Source organism: Pantoea sp. Acro-807, assembly GCF_011752675.1.
Lineage (GTDB): Bacteria > Pseudomonadota > Gammaproteobacteria > Enterobacterales > Enterobacteriaceae > Pantoea > Pantoea eucrina.
The window spans coordinates 54,719-73,544 of record NZ_VWXE01000010.1 but is presented as its reverse complement, the minus strand read 5'-3'; the positions used below and the strand labels follow the sequence as shown (position 1 = coordinate 73,544).

The 18,826-nt window shown below is 54.9% G+C and carries 20 protein-coding genes; 5 read left to right on the top strand and 15 right to left on the bottom strand.

Features of this window, described 5'->3' with window-relative positions:
* Window positions 1-16: 16 nt before the first annotated feature.
* Together dut and coaBC are read right to left on the bottom strand one after the other, a co-directional pair.
* A complete protein-coding gene (gene dut / locus F3J39_RS17480; protein ID WP_039381277.1) occupies window positions 17-475 on the bottom strand; it encodes a dUTP diphosphatase in 459 nt (152 codons plus the stop codon).
* Entirely contained in the window at window positions 453-1,673 is a 1,221-nt protein-coding gene (gene coaBC / locus F3J39_RS17475) for a bifunctional phosphopantothenoylcysteine decarboxylase/phosphopantothenate--cysteine ligase CoaBC (RefSeq protein WP_166714481.1), read from the bottom strand. Before coaBC ends, dut begins: the two co-directional genes overlap by 23 nt.
* Window positions 1,674-1,862: 189 nt before the next feature.
* Between coaBC and radC the strand changes: the two genes are divergently transcribed.
* From radC to mutM, 4 genes are all read left to right on the top strand, one after another.
* Window positions 1,863-2,519 carry a DNA repair protein RadC gene (gene radC, locus F3J39_RS17470; RefSeq protein WP_104086047.1) on the top strand — a complete coding sequence of 219 codons (657 nt, stop codon included), beginning with the start codon at window positions 1,863-1,865 and terminating at the stop codon, window positions 2,517-2,519.
* A 243-nt stretch (window positions 2,520-2,762) separates the two neighbouring features.
* Entirely contained in the window at window positions 2,763-2,999 is a 237-nt protein-coding gene (gene rpmB / locus F3J39_RS17465; protein WP_010616494.1) for a 50S ribosomal protein L28, read from the top strand.
* An 11-nt stretch (window positions 3,000-3,010) separates the two neighbouring features.
* Window positions 3,011-3,178 (top strand): 50S ribosomal protein L33, encoded by a 168-nt coding sequence (gene rpmG, locus F3J39_RS17460; protein ID WP_001051798.1) that lies wholly within the window; start codon window positions 3,011-3,013, stop codon window positions 3,176-3,178.
* 78 nt (window positions 3,179-3,256) lie between these two features.
* Window positions 3,257-4,066 carry a bifunctional DNA-formamidopyrimidine glycosylase/DNA-(apurinic or apyrimidinic site) lyase gene (mutM, locus tag F3J39_RS17455; protein WP_039381267.1) on the top strand — a complete coding sequence of 270 codons (810 nt, stop codon included), beginning with the start codon at window positions 3,257-3,259 and terminating at the stop codon, window positions 4,064-4,066.
* On the opposite strand, the gene coaD is transcribed toward mutM, so the two are convergent.
* The 8 genes from coaD to F3J39_RS17415 all read right to left on the bottom strand — a co-directional run bounded on the left by coaD (window position 4,067) and on the right by F3J39_RS17415 (window position 12,238).
* Window positions 4,067-4,552: a pantetheine-phosphate adenylyltransferase gene (gene coaD, locus F3J39_RS17450; RefSeq protein ID WP_039381263.1), complete on the bottom strand. Its 486-nt coding sequence runs from the start codon at window positions 4,550-4,552 to the stop codon at window positions 4,067-4,069.
* Window positions 4,549-5,325 (bottom strand): glycosyltransferase family 2 protein, encoded by a 777-nt coding sequence (locus F3J39_RS17445; RefSeq protein WP_071668649.1) that lies wholly within the window; start codon window positions 5,323-5,325, stop codon window positions 4,549-4,551. Before F3J39_RS17445 ends, coaD begins: the two co-directional genes overlap by 4 nt.
* Window positions 5,326-5,328: 3 nt before the next feature.
* On the bottom strand, window positions 5,329-6,603 hold the full coding sequence (waaA, locus tag F3J39_RS17440; RefSeq protein ID WP_039381256.1) for a lipid IV(A) 3-deoxy-D-manno-octulosonic acid transferase: 1,275 nt from the start codon (window positions 6,601-6,603) through the stop codon (window positions 5,329-5,331).
* Window positions 6,604-6,688: 85 nt separating this feature from the next.
* Window positions 6,689-7,822, bottom strand: a complete 1,134-nt coding sequence (locus F3J39_RS17435) for a glycosyltransferase family 4 protein (RefSeq protein WP_104086049.1) — start codon at window positions 7,820-7,822, stop codon at window positions 6,689-6,691.
* The gene (gene rfaQ, locus F3J39_RS17430; RefSeq protein WP_039381252.1) at window positions 7,815-8,891 is read right to left on the bottom strand and encodes a putative lipopolysaccharide heptosyltransferase III; all 1,077 of its coding nucleotides are present in this window, start codon (window positions 8,889-8,891) and stop codon (window positions 7,815-7,817) included. The genes F3J39_RS17435 and rfaQ overlap by 8 nt, the downstream gene beginning before the upstream one ends.
* A 72-nt stretch (window positions 8,892-8,963) precedes the next feature.
* Entirely contained in the window at window positions 8,964-9,965 is a 1,002-nt protein-coding gene (locus tag F3J39_RS17425; protein WP_166714480.1) for a glycosyltransferase, read from the bottom strand.
* On the bottom strand, window positions 9,962-11,071 hold the full coding sequence (locus F3J39_RS17420) for a glycosyltransferase family 9 protein (protein WP_166714479.1): 1,110 nt from the start codon (window positions 11,069-11,071) through the stop codon (window positions 9,962-9,964). Before F3J39_RS17420 ends, F3J39_RS17425 begins: the two co-directional genes overlap by 4 nt.
* Window positions 11,072-11,113: 42 nt before the next feature.
* The gene (locus tag F3J39_RS17415; protein WP_104086052.1) at window positions 11,114-12,238 is read right to left on the bottom strand and encodes a glycosyltransferase; all 1,125 of its coding nucleotides are present in this window, start codon (window positions 12,236-12,238) and stop codon (window positions 11,114-11,116) included.
* Window positions 12,239-12,537: 299 nt separating this feature from the next.
* Between F3J39_RS17415 and F3J39_RS17410 the strand changes: the two genes are divergently transcribed.
* Complete coding sequence (locus tag F3J39_RS17410; protein WP_104086053.1) at window positions 12,538-13,506, top strand: deacetylase; 969 nt, start codon at window positions 12,538-12,540, stop codon at window positions 13,504-13,506.
* A gap of 102 nt (window positions 13,507-13,608) precedes the next feature.
* On the opposite strand, the gene F3J39_RS17405 is transcribed toward F3J39_RS17410, so the two are convergent.
* Genes F3J39_RS17405 through rfaD form a run of 5 tightly spaced genes read right to left on the bottom strand, consistent with a single transcriptional unit; the run spans window position 13,609 to window position 18,611 of the window.
* Complete coding sequence (locus F3J39_RS17405; protein WP_108570145.1) at window positions 13,609-14,766, bottom strand: O-antigen ligase family protein; 1,158 nt, start codon at window positions 14,764-14,766, stop codon at window positions 13,609-13,611.
* The gene (locus F3J39_RS17400; protein ID WP_166714478.1) at window positions 14,744-15,652 is read right to left on the bottom strand and encodes a sugar glycosyltransferase; all 909 of its coding nucleotides are present in this window, start codon (window positions 15,650-15,652) and stop codon (window positions 14,744-14,746) included. Before F3J39_RS17400 ends, F3J39_RS17405 begins: the two co-directional genes overlap by 23 nt.
* Window positions 15,653-16,615 carry a lipopolysaccharide heptosyltransferase RfaC gene (gene rfaC, locus F3J39_RS17395; protein WP_166714477.1) on the bottom strand — a complete coding sequence of 321 codons (963 nt, stop codon included), beginning with the start codon at window positions 16,613-16,615 and terminating at the stop codon, window positions 15,653-15,655.
* The gene (gene rfaF, locus F3J39_RS17390; RefSeq protein WP_071668642.1) at window positions 16,603-17,661 is read right to left on the bottom strand and encodes an ADP-heptose--LPS heptosyltransferase RfaF; all 1,059 of its coding nucleotides are present in this window, start codon (window positions 17,659-17,661) and stop codon (window positions 16,603-16,605) included. The genes rfaC and rfaF overlap by 13 nt, the downstream gene beginning before the upstream one ends.
* A 17-nt stretch (window positions 17,662-17,678) precedes the next feature.
* A complete protein-coding gene (gene rfaD / locus F3J39_RS17385; protein WP_166714476.1) occupies window positions 17,679-18,611 on the bottom strand; it encodes an ADP-glyceromanno-heptose 6-epimerase in 933 nt (310 codons plus the stop codon).
* Window positions 18,612-18,826 lie beyond the last annotated feature (215 nt).

The following is an 18,826-nucleotide window of genomic DNA, read 5'->3' as shown; positions in this document are numbered from 1 at the left end:
AATGAAGAGTGGTAACTTACTGACGGCCAGAGTGGCCAAACCCGCCTGCACCGCGATCGCTGGTGTCAAAATCTTCGACCAGGTTAAATTCCGCCTGTACTACCGGCACAAACACCAGTTGCGCCAGACGATCGCCCGGCTGCAGGGTAAAGTGCTCCTGACCGCGGTTCCAGACTGAAACCATAAGCTGTCCCTGGTAGTCAGAATCGATCAGGCCGACCAGATTACCAAGCACGATACCGTGCTTGTGGCCCAGGCCGGAGCGCGGCAGGATCACCGCGGCCAGCGTCGGGTCAGCGATGTGGATGGCGAGGCCGGTTGGTACCAGGGTAGTCATACCTGGCGCGATCTCCAGTGCCTCATCAAGGCAGGCGCGTAAGTCGAGACCTGCAGAACCAGAGGTGGCGTAAGCGGGCAGCGGAAAGTCGCTGCCAACGCGCGCATCAAGAATTTTAACGTCTATTTTTTTCATCATAACGGCTGACTATCTCGTCTATTAACTGTTGGCCAAGGAGCGACTTATCGCTGAGCGGTAAGCGTTTTTCTCCCTCCTGCCAGAAAAGGTGAAGCGCATTGGTGTCGCTGTTAAAACCCTGACCCGCCTGCGCGACATCGTTAGCGCAAATCAGATCCAGATTTTTCCGTACGCGTTTTTGCCGCGCGTATTCTTCCACATTCCGGGTTTCGGCGGCAAATCCCACCACGTAGGGACGATTCTCCTGCAGTGCCGCCACGCCGGCGACAATGTCCGGATTCTTCACCAGCTGCAGCGTGACGTTATCGTCGTCACCCTGTTTTTTCATTTTTTCAGCTGCAACGGTTGCCGCGCGATAGTCCGCCACGGCGGCACTGGCAATAAAGATATGCTGCTGGCCGATTTGCGTCATGACCGCCGCCTGCATCTCCAGCGCGGTCGTCACGTCGATACGCTGCACGCCGGCGGGGGCGGCCAGCGTGACCGGACCGGAGACCAGCGTGACGCGCGCACCGCGCCGGGCCGCGGCGGCGGCTATCGCGTAGCCCATTTTACCTGAGCTGTGGTTGCTGATATAGCGCACCGGATCCAGCGCTTCGCGGGTCGGACCCGCGGTAATCATGATACTGAGATGCTGCAGATCGCGGACTGGCTCGGCCCACTCAAGCGCATGCGCCACAATCGCCAGCGGATCGAGCATACGGCCTGGTCCTGTGTCACCGCACGCCTGGCTGCCGCTATCCGGTCCCCAGATCATGACGCCGCGCTGCTGCAGGCGCTGCAGGTTCTCCTGCGTAATGGCGGCACGGTACATCTGCTGATTCATCGCCGGTACCAGCGCCAGCGGCGCGTCGCTGGCGAGACAGGCGGTAGTCACCAGATCGTTAGCCATCCCGGCAGTTATGCGGGCGATTAAATCAGCCGAGGCGGGAGCCAGTACAATCAGGTCAGCCCATTTCGCCAGCTCAATATGGCCCATCGCGGCTTCGGCAGCGGGATCGAGCAGGTCATCAAACACCGGGTAGCCGGAGACCGCCTGCAGACTGAGCGGGGTAATAAAGGCGCGGGCTGCGGAGGTCATCATTACGCGCACCTCGGCGCCGCGATCGCGCAGACGTCGCACCAGCTCCGGCGCTTTGTATGCAGCGATACCGCCGCTGACGCCCAGCAGAATTTTTTTCCCGGCTAATCCAGTCATGTTGTTTGCCTCAACTTAACGCATGATGCCGCGCCCGGCGCAGCAGACAGGCCAACTTTATCATAAAACCGCCCGGCCGCCTGTTCACCGACCGTGCCCTTTGCGAGGCATCTCTGAAAAGAGAAATGCAGCACTGGCATCGCTGACCGCCAGCGCGCATCCTGACGCTCCGCCACAGGGAGTAGCGCAATGAAGAAACTGGCACCACGGGAAAAACTGATACAGGCGGGCGCAGAGTCGCTGGATGATGCCGAGCTGCTGGCGATTTTTCTGCGCACCGGTACGCGCGGCATCAGCGTTATGACGCTGGCGCGGCAGATGCTCAATGAGTTTGGCTCACTGTATCGCATCATGACCGCCAGCGAGCGAGAACTGAGCCTGATTAAAGGCGTTGGCCGGGCAAAGCTGACCCAGCTGCACGCGATAGCCGAGCTGGGACGGCGTTTTTTTGCCAGCCAGCTGGCGCGTGAAAATGTGATGGAGAATCCGCAGGTCACACGTCACTATCTGCAAAGCGTACTGGCCCATGAGAAGCGGGAGATTTTCATGGTGCTGTTTCTTGATAACCAGCATCGCGTATTGCAGGCGCAGAAGATGTTTTCCGGCTCAATCAGCAGCGTGGAGGTTCATCCGCGCGAAATTGTGCGGGAAGCGCTGAAAATTAACGCTGCAGCGGTGATTCTGGCGCACAATCACCCTTCGGGACACGCCGATCCGAGCCGTGCCGATCGGGAAATTACCACCAAAATTGCCCAGGCCTGCGCGCTGCTGAGTATTCGCCTGCTGGACCATCTGGTGATCGGTCACGGCGAGTTTACCTCATTCGCTGAGCGCGGCTGGCTATAGTTTTACGCCTCAATCGGGCAGAAATGCGGCGTTTTTGCGCGATCCGGAGGGATCTTTATCTGTTCGGGACTTGAGCACTTGAGCTGAGCGGCGTATACTACGCCACCTTTGAGAATCTCGGGTTTGGCGTTTGGGCCAGCTTAGCGGGTTCACATGGAACTCGCCTGGCGGGCTAAGGCCTGACGAGGCGGCCAAAACCTATGTTTTTAAAGCTCGAGCTGATTTGATTTTTGGAGAATAGAAATGTCACGAGTCTGCCAGGTAACTGGAAAGCGTCCGGTGACCGGTAACAACCGTTCCCACGCAATGAACGCGACGAAACGCCGTTTCCTGCCGAACCTGCACTCTCACCGTTTCTGGGTTGAGAGCGAGAAGCGCTTCGTTACTCTGCGTGTATCTGCTAAAGGTATGCGTGTTATTGATAAAAAGGGCATCGATACGGTTCTGGCCGAAATCCGCGCCCGTGGTGAGAAGTACTAAGGAACTGAATCATGGCTAAAGGTATTCGTGAGAAGATCAAGCTGGTTTCCTCTGCTGGTACAGGTCACTTCTATACCACCACGAAGAACAAGCGTACTAAACCTGAGAAACTGGAACTGAAAAAGTTCGATCCGGTTGTACGTCAGCACGTGATCTACAAAGAAGCCAAAATTAAGTAATTTTGGTGTTCTTGCGAAAAACCCGGCTCCGGCCGGGTTTTTTGTTTGTGCGCTATGTCAACACGTTGAGGAGATGCGATGCCTGAATTACCTGAGGTAGAAACCAGCCGACGCGGTATTGAGCCACACCTGGTGGGGGAAACCATTCTGCACGCTATTGTGCGCAATGGGCGCCTGCGCTGGCCGGTTTCCAGTGAAATACACGCGCTGAGCGATCAGCCGGTACTGAGCGTGCAGCGGCGGGCAAAGTATCTGCTGCTGGAGCTGCCCCATGGCTGGATCATCATTCATCTCGGCATGTCCGGCAGCCTGCGCATTCTGCCCGGTGAACAGCCGGCAGAAAAGCATGACCATGTCGATCTGGTCATGAGTAACGGCAAAGTGCTGCGCTATACCGATCCGCGACGTTTTGGCGCGTGGCTCTGGAGCGCCGATCCGGCGGGCAGCAGCGTGCTGGCCCATCTTGGACCGGAGCCGCTGAGCGACGCCTTCAGCAGTGACTATCTGTTTACCCGCTCGCGCGGCAAGCGTACCGCCATCAAGCAGTGGCTGATGGACAATAAAATTGTGGTCGGGGTGGGCAATATTTACGCCAGTGAGTCGCTGTTCACCGCCGGTATACTGCCGGATCGGGCGGCGGGAAGCCTGAGCGAGGCGGAAGCGACGCTGCTGGTGGACACGATAAAAGCGGTGCTGCTGCGCTCCATTGAGCAGGGAGGCACCACGCTGCGCGATTTTTTACAGACCGACGGAAAGCCTGGCTATTTTGCTCAGCAGCTGCAGGTTTACGGCCGCGCTGGCGAACCCTGCCGCGCCTGCGGCACGCCGATCCTCAGCGGCCGGCATGGACAGCGCAGCACCTTCTGGTGTCCGCACTGCCAGCACTGATCACGGCTGCTGCAGTCTGGCCAGCAGCGCCTGATGAATGACGGCAGGCAGGAATGCCTGTACGTCACCGCCGTGACGCGCCACCTCTTTAACCAGCGATGACGACACAAATGAGAAGCCCTGCGACGGCAGCAGAAACACCGTTTCCAGCGCGGGCAGCAGATGGCGGTTCATCTGTGCCAGCTGTGATTCGTATTCAAAATCAGCCACCGCCCGCACGCCGCGGACCAGTACGTTCGCCTGCTGCGTCCGGGCAAAATCAGCCATCAGCTCATTAAAGCCCACGACCTCAACGTTAGTCAGGTGCGCTGTGGCCTGACGCGCTAAATCGACGCGTTCGTCCAGCGTAAACAGCGGTTTCTTACCGGGGCTGGCAGCAATCGCCACGACCAGGCGATCAAACATCCGGGCCGCGCGCGTGACAATATCAAGGTGTCCGAGCGTCATCGGGTCAAACGTGCCGGGATATATCGCTTTCGTACTCATACGCGGCCTTGTGCAGAAGTATGGTGCAGCGCCCAGAGCGCGGCATATTTATTGAACGTGTACTGTGCGTTAACCACTGCCAGGATCCAGCCCTGCTTCCCGTCAAGAAAGCCGGCGCGCAGCAGCAGCGTTTTAGCAAACGCCCCCAGCGTATGGGAGAAAATGGCGAACAGGCCGCAGCGCTTGCCGCGCTGAAAGCGCTCCTGCGCCCAGGCTTCGGCATAGTTCATCTGCTTACGCTGAAACGTTATCAGATCGCGGCAGGTGAGGTGCGCCAGATCGCCAGGCAGCGCCACCACGGGCGCGCCCTGCGTCTCCAGCGACTCATGCACCAGATTGTCGTTATAGCTGAGATGGCGCGGATAGAGACGCATCACGCGATCCGGATACCAGCCGCTGTGACGCATAAAACGGCCGAGGAAAAAATTGCTGCGGCTAAGGCTATAAACCGTGGCAGAAGGCGGCTGGCACAGCACCTGCTCAATTGAGCGGCGCAGCGCCGGAGTCACGCGCTCGTCAGCATCCAGCATCAGGATCATCTCTCCGGTAGCGAATGCCTGCGCGCGCTGGCGCTGCTTGCCATAGCCTGCCCACGGCAGCGCTTCATACACCTGCGCGCCCTGCGCCCGGGCAATCTCTGCAGTGGCGTCACTGCTGCCCGAATCGAGCAGGATAATTTCATCGGCCCAGGCAACAGATGCCAGCGCGTCAGGCAGAAGTTCAGCTTCATTCCGGGCGATCATCACGACCGAAAGACGTTGGCGTTGTGACATAAATTAGTGTGCTCGCGGTGGCAGATGAGGCTCCAGCAGCTGCAGCAGGCGCTGCAGTGCACCCTGATTCTGATGCAAAACCTCAACGGCGTGACGGCCATAATAGCGACGATAGTCATCATCCTGCAGCAGATTGGCGACCTCTTTCTCCAGCGCAGCGGCGTCGCTGACCGTGATCAGCCCCTCTGCCTGCTGCAATTTGGCGCAGATATCTTTGAAGTTCCAGGTGTGCGGCCCCATCAACACCGGGATGGCATGAGCAGCAGGTTCGAGCGGGTTATGACCGCCGCGTTCAACCAGACTGCCGCCGACAAAAGCGAGGTCGGCAATGCCATACAGCAGCATCAGCTCGCCCATGGTGTCGCCAATCACGACCTGTGTGGCGGCGGAAGGAACCGCACCGCTGCTGCGCAGCATAAACGTAAAGCCGCGCTTTTGCGTCAGATGGCACGCATCCTTAAAGCGTTCCGGATGACGCGGCACCAGGATCAGCAGCAGATCGGGAAACTGCTGCAGCAGCTGGCGGTGGGCATCCAGCACGATGGCCTCTTCACCTTCGTGAGTGCTGGTGGCAATCCACACCGGACGGCGCGATGCCCACTGACGCCGCAGCGTAACGGCTCTGGCCGCCAGCTCTGGCGTAACGGAGATATCAAATTTCAGGCTGCCGGTGACCGCCAGGTGCGACCGTTTCAGGCCCAGGCTGAGAAAGCGGTCGCCATCTTCGCTGTTCTGCGCCGCGATAAGCGTGATGCTCTGCAGCAGATCGCGCATAAAGCCACCCAGCTTTTTATAGCCGCGGGCGGAACGCTCAGAGAGACGGGCGTTGGCGATGACCAGCGGAATCTCGCGCTGGTGCAGGATGCGAATGATATTTGGCCACAGCTCGGTTTCCATGATGATCACCAGACGCGGATCAACCGTATCCAGAAACCGGTTAATGGCACCGGGCAGATCGTACGGCAGGTAAACATGGTGCACATCTTTACCAAATGCCGACTGCGCGCGCTCTGAGCCGGTGGGCGTCATGGTGGTCACGGTGATGGGCAGTGACGGATAGCGATGGCGCAGCGCCCGCACCAGCGGTACTGCAGCCAGCGTTTCACCTACCGATACTGAATGCAGCACGATACCGTGCGGCTCAACCTTGCCGGTGCAGTAGCCATATCGCTCAGCCCAGCGTTTACGGTAGGCCGGCGCTTTGCGACCGCGCAGCCACAGGCGCAGCCAGATAAATGGCTGAATCAGATAGAGCAGGGCGGTATACAGGGTCGTCATAGTTATCGTTACGACATATTCGCGTCAAAAAACCGGAGAAAGGCGGCATACTATCAGAAATTCACCGCCTGCTCACATCACTTCGTCAGCGCTGGCTCAGCACGCGCTGGTAGAGCGAGGTCAGCGCATCTGCCAGCCGCTCAGGCCCGTAAGGTTCCACCCGGCGGCGGGCGGCGGCGCCCATACGGTTGTCATCTGACAGGGCAGGCACCGCCAGCACGGCCTCTTTTAACGCGCGAATATCCAGCGCGTCGCAGACAAAGCCCTCTTCACCATGGCGGATAAACTCGGCTCCGCCGCAGCCAGTGCTGGTGATCACCGCCAGTCCGCAGGCCATGGCTTCCAGAACCACATTCGGAAACGGATCGTACAGCGTTGGCAGCAGCAGCGCATCGGCGGCGTGATAGAACGGCTGCACATCCTGCTGAACGCCGGCAAAGCGCAGGCGGTCAAGACAGTTAAGCTGGTTTGCCAGCTGCTGATAGCGCGACAGCTGTTTATCCTGACCGACCACAATCAGATAGCGATCGGTTTGCGCCACCGCTTCAATTGCTGCTTTCAGCCCCTTGCGCTCAAACCCGGAGCCGACGTAGATCATCACGTGCGCGTCCTGCGGCAGCCGCAGCTGATGGCGCGCCGCATGGCGCAGGCTGGATGTCGCGGGCTGAAAGCGTTTGCTGTCAATGGCATTGTGGATCACGTGAATATTGCCGGCATCCAGCGTGAAATGGCGCAGGATATCCCGCTTCACCATCTCAGAGTTGCAGATCACCGCTTTGAGTGACGGGTCGTTAAACATCTCCGCTTCAGCCTGCAGCACATAGCGATGGTACGGGCTGAGCGCTGCGCTCAGACGCTGCCACGGGGAAACAATGCGCGCCCGCTGCTCTAACCAGACCCGATGCACGCCGTCGCCGGCACGAAAAATATCGCACCCGGCGATGCGCTCGTGACTCTGAACAAGGTCAAACTGCTCCCGCTCCCAGCAGGCGCGCGCTGCACGTGCAAAACCGCGTTCGCGGGAGATACGGCCAAACTTTGCCGGGTTGCAGATATGCAGATGCCAGGCGGGATTGGGCGCGCCCTGCCAGCTGCGGGTAATGATATTGAGATCCAGCTGCTCGCTATCCAGCGCTTCCAGCGCGCGTGAAATAAAGCGTTCGGCCCCGCCGTCCGGGCGATATTTCTGCCGGACGATAGCCAGACGTATTTTATTCATGCAAATAGCTCCTTGCGGCGGTCAGCACATCGGCGACCGGAATCGCGGAAAGATAGCGCTGCTCCGTGCGGGTGTCGATCGAGTCGGGCGACGGCAGCGGTGCATAATCACCTGCCCAGATCACCCGGTTATTATTGCCCCACGGGCGCCAGTGCTGCAGCTTTGTCGGTCCGAACAGCGCCAGGCAGGGCGTATCCAGCGCCGCGGCCATATGCATCGGCGCAGAGTCGACACCAATAAAGAGCTGCGCCGCGTCGATTAGCGCGGCCAGCTGCGGCAGCGACAGCTGGCCGGCAAGGGATACCACGCGTGAGGCGGAGCAGAGCGACTGAATATGCGCTATCATCGCCAGCTCTTTTTTATCCGGCGCTGCCGTCAGCACCAGGGTATGCCCTTCATCAGAGAGCGCCGTGATCAGCTGCGCCATCTTTTCATCGTCCCAGCATTTAAATACCCAGCGCGACGTAGGCTGCAGCACAATAAACGGCCCGGCGATCTGCTGCTGCGCCAGCAAAACATCTACTTTCTGCCGATCGGCTTCGCTGAAATGCATCGACGCGACTGCATTTGTTACGTCGATTCCGAGCGGAGCCAGCGCGCTCATATTCTGTTCAACCGTATGCAGCTGATGATGCCGGGTGGTAGGGACGCGCTGATTGTGGCACCAGCGCCAGAGGGCGTTGTCGCGTTTGCGATAGGCAAAGCCGATGCGCACCGCAGCACCTGACAGGCCGGTAATAATGGCGCTGCGCCACTGGTCGGCGAGGTTGATCACCAGATCGTAGCGGCAGGCGCGAACGGCGGAGAGCAGCGCCAGTTCATGGCGCAGTTTCTGCAGGCTGCCCTCTTTTTTCCAGCTGCGATCGATAATATGCAGCTGGCGAATTGCCGGATGCGCTTCCAGCATCGGCCGGGTTTCTTTATAGAGCAGCACATCGATATGTGCATCAGGATAACGCGCGCGCAGCGCATTGATGACAGGCGTTGTCAGCAGCATGTCACCATGATGGCGCAGTTTGATCACTAAAATAGATTGTGGTGTGAACCGGGCTGGAATCGGGCTTGCCATACTTATTGATCTCAGGATTCAGTGAGCCGATTGTAGGGCAAACCCGAAAGGGGTTAAAGCGAGCAGTGGTGCTTATTTCTGGCGCCAGCGATAAATGCGGCTCAGCCACAGCAGCAGCTGATACCACTGTTTCAGGCCGCGCGCATTGCGCAGCATACGTTTATGCGTCCCTGTACTGAACAGATCCGCCAGCATCGCCTGCCGTGCTTCCGCTTCAGGCTCGCGCCGGATAGCGTGACAGACGCTGAGCGCTTCATGCGTGATCTGGTAGTGAAATGCCGGATAAATGCGGATATGACGGCGATAACGCTGGTTCAGCTCTTCCAGCATCCGGGCAATTTTCAGATAGTGACGCTGATACTCTACGTTGCGCTGGCCGGTGCGTTTACGGTTGCTGATGGAAGCATCATGCATGTAGTAGCGATAGAGCACGCGATCGGTATAGCGTACGCGCGTGGCGTTAAACATAAATTCCGTGGTCCAGGGAATATCCTGATGATGCAGCCCCGGCTCAAACAGCAGATTGCAGCGCGTAATCAGCTCGCGGCGATAAATGCCCAGCCAGACTACATGCATGTAACGCCGCGTTCTGAGCGCGGTGTTCAGCCACTCAGGTCCGCTCAGCACAGCGGTGCTGGTGAGACGATCGTGAGGAATAAGCGGTCTGGTACGCTGGCTCGCTTTGAAATACCACTCGGCGTTGCACTGTGCTGCGTCAAGTCCATCACGCTCTGCCATCTCCGTCAGCGTCTGATACATCGCCGCATCCATGGTGTCATCGGCGTCGGGAAAGCTGACGTACTTACCGCGCGCGATCGCCAGGCCGGCATTTCGCGCCCGTGACACGCCGCCGTTGGCCTGATGGATCACACGGATATGCGGATAGCGTGCAGCGTAAGCGTCTGCCTGCTCGCCGGAGCCGTCAGTTGAGCCATCATCGACGATGATGATCTCAAGGTCGGTCAGCGTCTGCGCTAACAGCGCCTGGAGGCAGGCAGCAAACTCAGTGCCGGCATTAAACATCGGGATGATAAGGCTGAGTAATGGTGTGGAATGTTCTGGCTGGGCTGTCATGAGGTCATTTCATTGTTTCGGCGCGCCAGACGCTGCTGCTCTCGGGTGCGAATAAAATCGTGGATATCACTCAGCTTACGCTGATCTAGGTTGAAAAGCTGTTCAACCGGATGCGCGAATTTATATTGCGCATCAAATACAAAAGAAGAGGGCGCGATATGGTCAGGACCAATCAGCAGTACATCGCCCAGCGGCCTCTGCTCTTCTACGCAGCAGGGACCATAAATCAGAATCACCGGTACCTGCTGTGCATCAGCGATGTACACATTGCCGGAATCGGAGGCGATATAAAAATCCATTTCGCCGATAACGGCCGGCAGCGCTTCCAGCGACACTTTCCCCACCAGACTGATCAGGTTGTCGCGATGCCCGGCTGTTTTGAATAGCTCCTGAACGCGCGATTGTTCATTTGGCGCACCAAAAGCAAAAAAGGTGCAGTGAAGATCGCTCAGGTGGTCAAACAAACGCTGCCAGATAGCTGGCGGAATGGTTTTGGCCTGATTACCGGCGGTCACACTGATACCGATACGCGTTCCCGCGCACGCTGTGATCTCTGCGGGCAGGGAAGCAGGCTGCCATAGCGGCAGCGTCGCGTGTTTGGGGTAGCTCTCTTTGGTGAAAGAGCGATCGGCCAGCTTCAGATAGTTTTCCAGCGTCAGCGTATTTTTTTCATGCTGCACTTCGCCGCTTGCGGTGTAATAGAAGAGGTTCTGATATCCCTTGCGGCGATAGCTGGACAGAAACTGCTTATTATCCGCATTGCAGCAGGCGGCAATAAACAGATTCAGGTTGGTCGGGTGCAGCAGATAAACGTTGTCGTAGCGATTGAGCAGATGCCAGACTAACCTGAGCTTTTTCAGCAGGCCAGAACGATACTCTTCGATATACCAGATGTGTTCAAGGGTAGCGTCATTGCTGGCGAGCGGCGCAACGCTTCTGCTCAGCAGCGCATCGCTTTTCCCGAGGTGCGTGAGCAGCGGAGTGATATTAATAAAATCGCCAATTTTGGCGGTCTGAATGACCAGGTTTTTTCCGCTACGCGTCCGGAACAGCTTCATTACCCATTTAATCGGGCAAAAAATGATAAATATAATAATGTAGGTCAAGCAATTATCCCCATATTCTGGCCGCATCCCATCGGGGATTTCTTAATTCGAAACATGGCGTGCCATTGAAAATGATGTTTCTGTTACAGGATCCAGCTGCAGATATTGCTGACAAATAGTAGCCAGACTATAAATGCTCAAATCGAGGTGCTGCAAATCGGGGGGGCTGGCATACACATCGCGCATTTTTTCTGCCAGCGACGCGGCGTTCAGATCGGCCAGACAGCGGGAGAGCGGGCCGGTCAGGATCTCAGCCGGGCCACCGGGGCAGCGTGTACTGACCACCGCCGTGCCGCAGTGTAAAGCCTCAACCAGCACATTGCCAAACCCTTCGCTATCTGAACTCATAACCAGCATCTGAGCATGGCGGATCCACGGATAGGGGTTTTGCTGAAAGCCTTCGAAGCAGACGCGCTCTGAAATTCCCAGGTCCCGTGCCTGCTGGCGTAACGCCTCCAGGAGTTTCGCGCTGCCCTGACCCAGCAACACCAGGGGAGCCATTATGCCGCTGCGTGCATAGGCCTCAAGCAAGCGGTCCTGACGTTTCGCCTCATGAATGCGTCCTACGTGGACAAGGTAATTCTGGCCGGCCAGCGGGCAGGGCCCGGCCGCCAGCTCGTCGAGCCGATCGAAGTCGAAAGGATTGAAAATAACGCGGGTCAGGCGTGGCCTGACGCCGACATTCTTTATCAGATCATCGATAACATATTGCGACACGCCGACCAGCTGACGCCCCTGATAGACATAACGTATTTTTAGCTGCTTTAACCAGCGGGAAAAACCTGTTTTACGTCCCAGATAGGAGGCAGAAAAGACGCCGTGCAGACAGTACCAGGTTTTAGCTGAATCAAGCGATCGGGCTCGCCTGACAATGCGATCGGTTTTGTGTAAGTGGGAAAAGATTAAACTGAACTTGCCGTTCAGCGCTTCACTCTGGCGTACCGCCTCATCCAGCAAGCGCGCACGGCGTACGGTTTCTGTCATTTTTCGCCACGGGCGGACGCTGTGATCGCACACCACCTGATAATCCACGCCTGCAGGGATAGGGTAATCGCATATTTTTCGCAGAGAGAAAATCGAGACACGATGTCCCAGGGAAATAAAACCCTCAGCCAGCGTTAAGACGACTTTTTCGGCGCCGCCGCCGGGCAAACCATCGATCACCATTAAAATGCGTTTCGACAAATTATCTACCTCTGCCTGCCTGTCAGCCTGGTGGTGAAACTGATCTATTATCTTTCCGATATGAGTACGTTTATCGGCAAATGAACGAATGCTGTAAAAAGTCTGCCATAACTGCGCGCGGTAAGCAGCTAAAGATAAATCCGCCCTGCTTTTTATTCACGCTATTCTGGTTTAATCAGAGCGCTGCTCCCTGACCCGGCCAGCGGCGCTGGAAAAGTTTGCGCCTGCCACAGGCGGTGCGTACCATAGTGATGATAACAGTGAAATATACCGGACAAGTTATGGAAAAGCCTGCCTTTTTGATTACCCTGGATACGGAAGGCGATAACCTGTGGCGCAACCGCAGCGGAAAGGTGACAACGCATAATGTCAGCTTCCTGCCCCGCTTTCAGAGGCTGTGCGAAAAGTATGGCTTCAAACCCACCTGGCTGACGAATTACGAGATGGCGAGCGATCCTGCCTATGTAGAGTTCGGACAGGATCTACTGGCCCGCGGACAGGGGGAGATCGGTATGCATCTTCACGCCTGGTATAGCCCGCCGGAATATGAACTGACGCAGGATGACTGGCGTTATCAACCCTATCTGATTGAATATCCTGAGTCCGTTTTACGCGATAAGGTCGCCTTTATGACGGCGTTGCTGGAGGATGCATTTCAGCAAAAAATGACCAGTCATCGCGCCGGTCGCTGGGCCTTTAACGAAGTTTATGCGCAGGCTTTAATCGATAACGGTTATCTGGTTGACTGCTCCGTGACGCCCCGGGTCAGCTGGCGTAATTCATCCGGCGCCCCGCAGGGGAGCGGAGGAACCGACTATAGTCATTTCCCCGATCGCGCTTACTATATAGACACCAGCGATATCTCAAAGCCGGGTAACAGTTCGCTGCTGGAGTTGCCCATGAGCATTCAGTATCGCTATGGCGCGATGACCAACCAGTTTAAAAAGGCGTGGAATCAGCTGCGTGGCAAGCCGCGTGGTCCCTCAGTTAACTGGCTGCGCCCGACCGGCGGCAACCTGAATGAAATGAAAAAGGTTGCTGCGCAGACGCTCGATCAGGGCAGTGATTACATCGAGTTTATGCTGCACTCCTCTGAATTCATGCCAGACGGCAGCCCCACGTTTAAAACGGAGGCGGACATCGACAGGCTGTACGACGATCTGGAGCAGCTGTTTATCTGGCTTCAGCCGCGTGTACAGGGAATGACGCTGACAGAGTATGCCTTGCATAAAAAAGCTCATGCACGCTGATGCGTTTCAGATTTGCGCTTTCTGAACCGGCTCTTCAGGTATAGATTACTAATGCTATTGAGAAGGTATGGCTGGCAGAAATAGCTTTCTGCCAGCCATATTTTATTTTTCTTGCTTAGGAAGCACTACTGCTAGCGGTATCCAGAAAAGAATCCACATTTCTGCTGGTCCGCTGATAACAAACATTCCCTGAGTCGAGATAAACACCAGTGAAAATATATAGAGTGCAGCCTCAAGCTCTTTGCCATGACGAAACTTCTTATATGCCTGCAATAGAGCGCTGGCAATAACGACAAACAGGAGCGCTAATCCTGCTAAACCGCCCTTAAGAAAAGCCGCAACATAAACACTATGTGTAGTAGCTATATGCTGTCCAACACTATTTACGAAGCGCAATTCTTTATCAAACCCCCACCCAAAAAATGGATGAATCATAGACTCTTTAATACCATGCTCCCAAATGCCGAAACGAATAAAGCTTTGTTTGTAAGATGCAATTATTCTTAGCCAAAACTGATGGCCATAATCAGTGATAAAAAAGAATATGCAAATTGAAATTAAAATAAAAGTGATATATATAACGTTTTTTATACGGTACTTTCTATAATTAGCCAGCGTGACAGCAAGAGCTATCAGTAATGAAAAAAACGGTCCTCGACTTTGTGTTAAAATCAGACCAATAAAAAGGAGTGCACACAGGAAGTAAATCCATTGCTTACCTGATTCACGAGCCACAATAAGGCCGCTCAAAATTCCTATAGCAAAATATCCCCCTAAATCGATAACGTTAGAAGGGGCTGCAAAAAAAGCATGTTCAAGCCGATTGGATAGTAAAGTACTTTTGTTAACCATAAACAAGATTAACACCAAAAGAATAAGGCTTGCGGAAAAAATTATTGAAAAAAACGTCACTGCTCCATGTTTTTTTATTATATGGTTGCAGATGTACAGAACAAAAAGCAGATAGAAAGAATGTTTTAATGTAGAGAAAAAGTTTGAAGGATTACCTGACCAAAAATTGGACAGGCTGTAATAAAACAGGAAAATTCCCACGAAAATATAGGGTCGCCAGTTGATTTTCTCCAGCGCCGTGTTTTTCCTTTTTAAGGAAAATATATATAAAGCCATTGAGATGAAAGATATATAAAATAAATTGTTTATTTTTCCGATGTCAGTAAAAATGACAAGCAAGAAAATAAAAGACATAAAAGAGAAAGAAGCGATTCTCTCCAGTAAGTTATTTTTTTGTGAAAAGTTCATTTAGTCTTGCCTTTTTAAAAATAGAGTCGCTCAATCCGCTTTTCATTGATAGGTTATATACTGTTATGCCCTTTTTCTGCAGACCCTGGCTGGCCTTACAAAAAGCAGGTTTTATTAATTTTTCAAAGTTCAGCTGCAGGGAACTTGGCTGCTTATCATTTTCGTTTTCATAGAATCTGGGCAGGGAAAAATTATTCATATCTACACCCGCTAAAAATATCCTTGTAGCTCCCAACCACACCGCTACCTGCAATGCCCAATAGGCTACTGTCCCGGCATCGAATATTCCTTTTCTGATATCCCATGAAAAACCAGTTTGCGGGCTTGCAGGATAGATATCGAACTCTGGATATTTTCCATAAACGGTAGTGTAATCTTCTGGGTTAACCTTTTCCTGATAAATTTTATAGCTAACATCTTCAATGATCGTTAAACTGCAGCGTATATCTCCACTGCTTTTTTTGAGGAGTAAATCATTCAGGCAGTGCAGTGTTATTAACAATGTTAACTGAGTGTCGTTAATTATCTTCTCGATAATATCGAACCTGTTCTTCATGAAATCCCTGTCCACAATAATATAAAAACTAAAGCTTATCGCTTTTCGCAATTCATAAGCCCCATTTACCCCAATAAACGTTGTGTTGCTTAATAATGTAAAATCTGTATCTCTGACCGATGGACCTGTGGCAACGATTGTTACATCCGTTGTTGCAGCTTTTAGTGCAGAGTCCAGTGGTTTTATATTAATTTCTCTTTTTTTCCAAAAGAGCTGACTAATGTGCCCTTCCGGAGCACGTTTGATGGAGAAATGTGGCCACAAATTTTCGTTATGCCTTAGGCCTCTGCTGTGCGTATAGCGATATAATTGTTTAAAAAAAGATCGCATCTACAAAATTTCCTTCAGCTTATCAATAACCTGACTTGCTGCGATATCCTGCATAGAACCATTCTTACCGATCAGCGCATGCTGGTTTCTGCCGTAACCGCCAATCAGACCCGGATCGGTGGGACCGAACAGCGTAATATTGGGTCTGTCCAGCGCGGCGGTCAGATGGCTGAGCCCGGTATCGACGGAGACCACTGCGCGCGCGCCTGCCAGCTGCTGCGCCACCTGCTCCAGCGTCAGTTTTGGCAGGACTTCTACATGGGAAAAGCCCTCTGCCAGCCGCTGTGCACGCTGCTGTTCATGTATTGCACCCCACGGCAGCCTGATTTGCAGGCCGGTGGGCTGCAGCAGCCTGATCAGCTCACGCCAGTGCGCTTCCGGCCAGTGTTTATTGTCGCGGGTTGTGGCGTGCAGAAACACCAGCCAGGAGGGGGCTGCTTCGATCCGGGGAGTCAGAAAATGTGCCGCGATGGCGTAATCGCCCTGGGTGGCAGGCTTTTCATAGCCCAGACTTTTCGCAAACAGCTCACGCGTGCGCTCAACGGCGTGCTGCTGCTTGCTGACCTCATGGCGCCTGTCGTACCACCAGCTCGCAAAAGGCTCACGCGCGCTGCGGCTGTCCAGACCATGCTTCGTGCCGGTTGCCAGACGCGTCACCAGGGCTGCGCTTTTAATCAGGCCCTGTGCGTCAATAACCACATCATACTGGCGCGACTGCAAATTGCGCTTAAACGCGACGCGCTCTTCGCGCTGCTGACTGCCAAACCAGTGTTTGCGCCAGCGACGGATTGCAACCGGCAGGACTTTATCTACGGCAGGATGCCAGCCGGGGATCTGAGCAAAATTCTCTTCTACTACCCAGTCAAAGCGGATACCTGGCAGCGCCTGCATGGCGTCAGTAAGCGCGGGTAGCGTATGGAGAACATCTCCCATCGAAGAGGTTTTAACGATTAAAACGTGCATGTCTGCTCCTGCGCCGGCTGTAGCAGCGCGCTCAGGGTCTGATGCACGCGCGCAGGGGTAATGTCGATCAGGCTCTGATGATAACCCTCAGCGGCATCGCCTTTACGCACTTTGTGATAGCCGCTGATTAGCCGGATAACGCGGGCCTGACGGGAAAGCGGCGGCGTGAAATCCGGGCTGCTCGGGCCATACAGCGCGACCAGCGGCCGGTTGAGCGCTGCCGCAATGTGCATCAGACCGGAATCGTTGCTGACCACGGCGCGACAGTGGGCGAGCAGGATCACGGCCTGCTCCAGCTGCGTCTCACCCGCCAGATTTTTGCCGTGCGCACGCAACGGCTCAGGCAGCGCCTGCAGAATCGACTCGCCGGTGTCGCGATCTTTGGCTGAGCCAAACAGCACGACCTGGTAGCCTTCTGCGATCAGCTGTTCCGCCAGGGCAGCATAGTGATAATGCGGCCAGCGTTTCGCCGGTCCAAACTCTGCTCCCGGACAAAAGCCGATAACCGGACGATCGGTGGAGAGGCCAAACTGCGCAGCCGTCATGCGCTTTTCGTCGTCCTCTACGCGCAGCTGCGGCCATAGCAGCGGCTGTGGCAGCTGCTGAGCGGAGGTTACCGGCGTGTCATACGCCAGGGCAACATAGCGCTCTACCATTAGCGGAAACGCCGCTTTGTCCAGTACCCGCACATCATTGAGCACGCCGTAACGCATTTCACCGCGCCAGCCGGTGCGGCGCGGTATGCCGGCGAAAAAGGGGACCAGCGCCGATTTAAACGAGTTCGGCAATACGTAAGCGCGATCGTAACCGCTGGCCTGCAGGGTTTTGCCGAGACGACGGCGTTCGCCCAACGCCAGCGCGCCGTGCCCCAGCGGCATCGCCAGCGCCTGATTCACTTCCGGCATGCGTGACAGCAGCGGGCGGCACCACGCGGGTGCCATCACATCAATGACCGCATCAGGATGCGCCACCTTGAGAGTGCGATAGAGACTTTGCGACATCATCATATCGCCGACCCAGGAAGGGCCAATAACCAGAATTTTCATCGCTGATGCGGGTGTCCTTAAACGTTGCGATTCAGCCAGGCCATGTACTCGCCCACGCCCTGTGCGACAGTTTTAAATGGCTTGTCATAGCCCGCTTCACGCAGTTTTGTCAGATCGGCCTGGGTAAATGCCTGATAGCGTCCTTTGAGTTTATCCGGGAAAGGAATGTACTCAATCTGGCCCTGCTGATGGAATTTAAGCACGGCATCAGCCACTTCCTGGAACGATTCCGCGCGTCCGGTGCCGCAGTTATAGATACCGGATACGCCATTCTCCCAGCACCACAGGTTTACAGCCACAACATCATCTACATGGATAAAATCGCGGCGGAAGCTGTCGCTGCCTTCAAACAGCTTAGGGTTCTCGCCGTTGCTGATTTGCGTATTCAGATGAAACGCCACGCTGGCCATACTGCCTTTGTGCCCTTCGCGCGGACCATACACATTGAAATAGCGGAAACCGCACACCGGCGAATCCGCTTCAGGCAGAATCTGACGCACGTAATGATCGAACAGCATTTTTGAATAGCCGTAGACGTTCAGCGGCTCTTCATACTGACGTTCTTCGATAAAGTTCTCATTGCGGCCACCATAGGTCGCGGCAGAGGAGGCGTAGAGAAACGGGATCTCGCGCTCAAGGCAGAAATGCAGCAGATCTTTAGAGTACTGATAGTTGTTATCCATCATGTACTTGCCATCCCACTCGGTGGTGGCGGAACAGGCACCTTGATGGAATACCGCTTCAATCGGCCCCAGATCTTCGCCTGACATGATGTAAGAGAGAAACTCCTCTTTATCCATATAATCAGCGATATCCAGATCCGCCAGATTGACGAATTTGGTGCCATCTTTCAGGTTATCCACGACCAGAATGTCGCTATGACCGCGATCGTTAAGCGCTTTAACGATGTTGCTGCCAATCATGCCAGCGCCGCCGGTAACGATAATCATATGCTTAGCCTTTAATCAGTTAGGGTGAAACAGAAGGTTTCACGCACGAATACTCATCATCATAACATTTCAGCCCTGTCCGGACAGCCAGATGCGTGAGGCGTATCGCACAAACGCTGACTACGGCGTGAACTATGCTGCAAAACGAACATTTAACTGGCTGAAATATCGTCTGCCTGCTATTTGCTCAGTAAGATGCTCCGGTAATTTGCGAT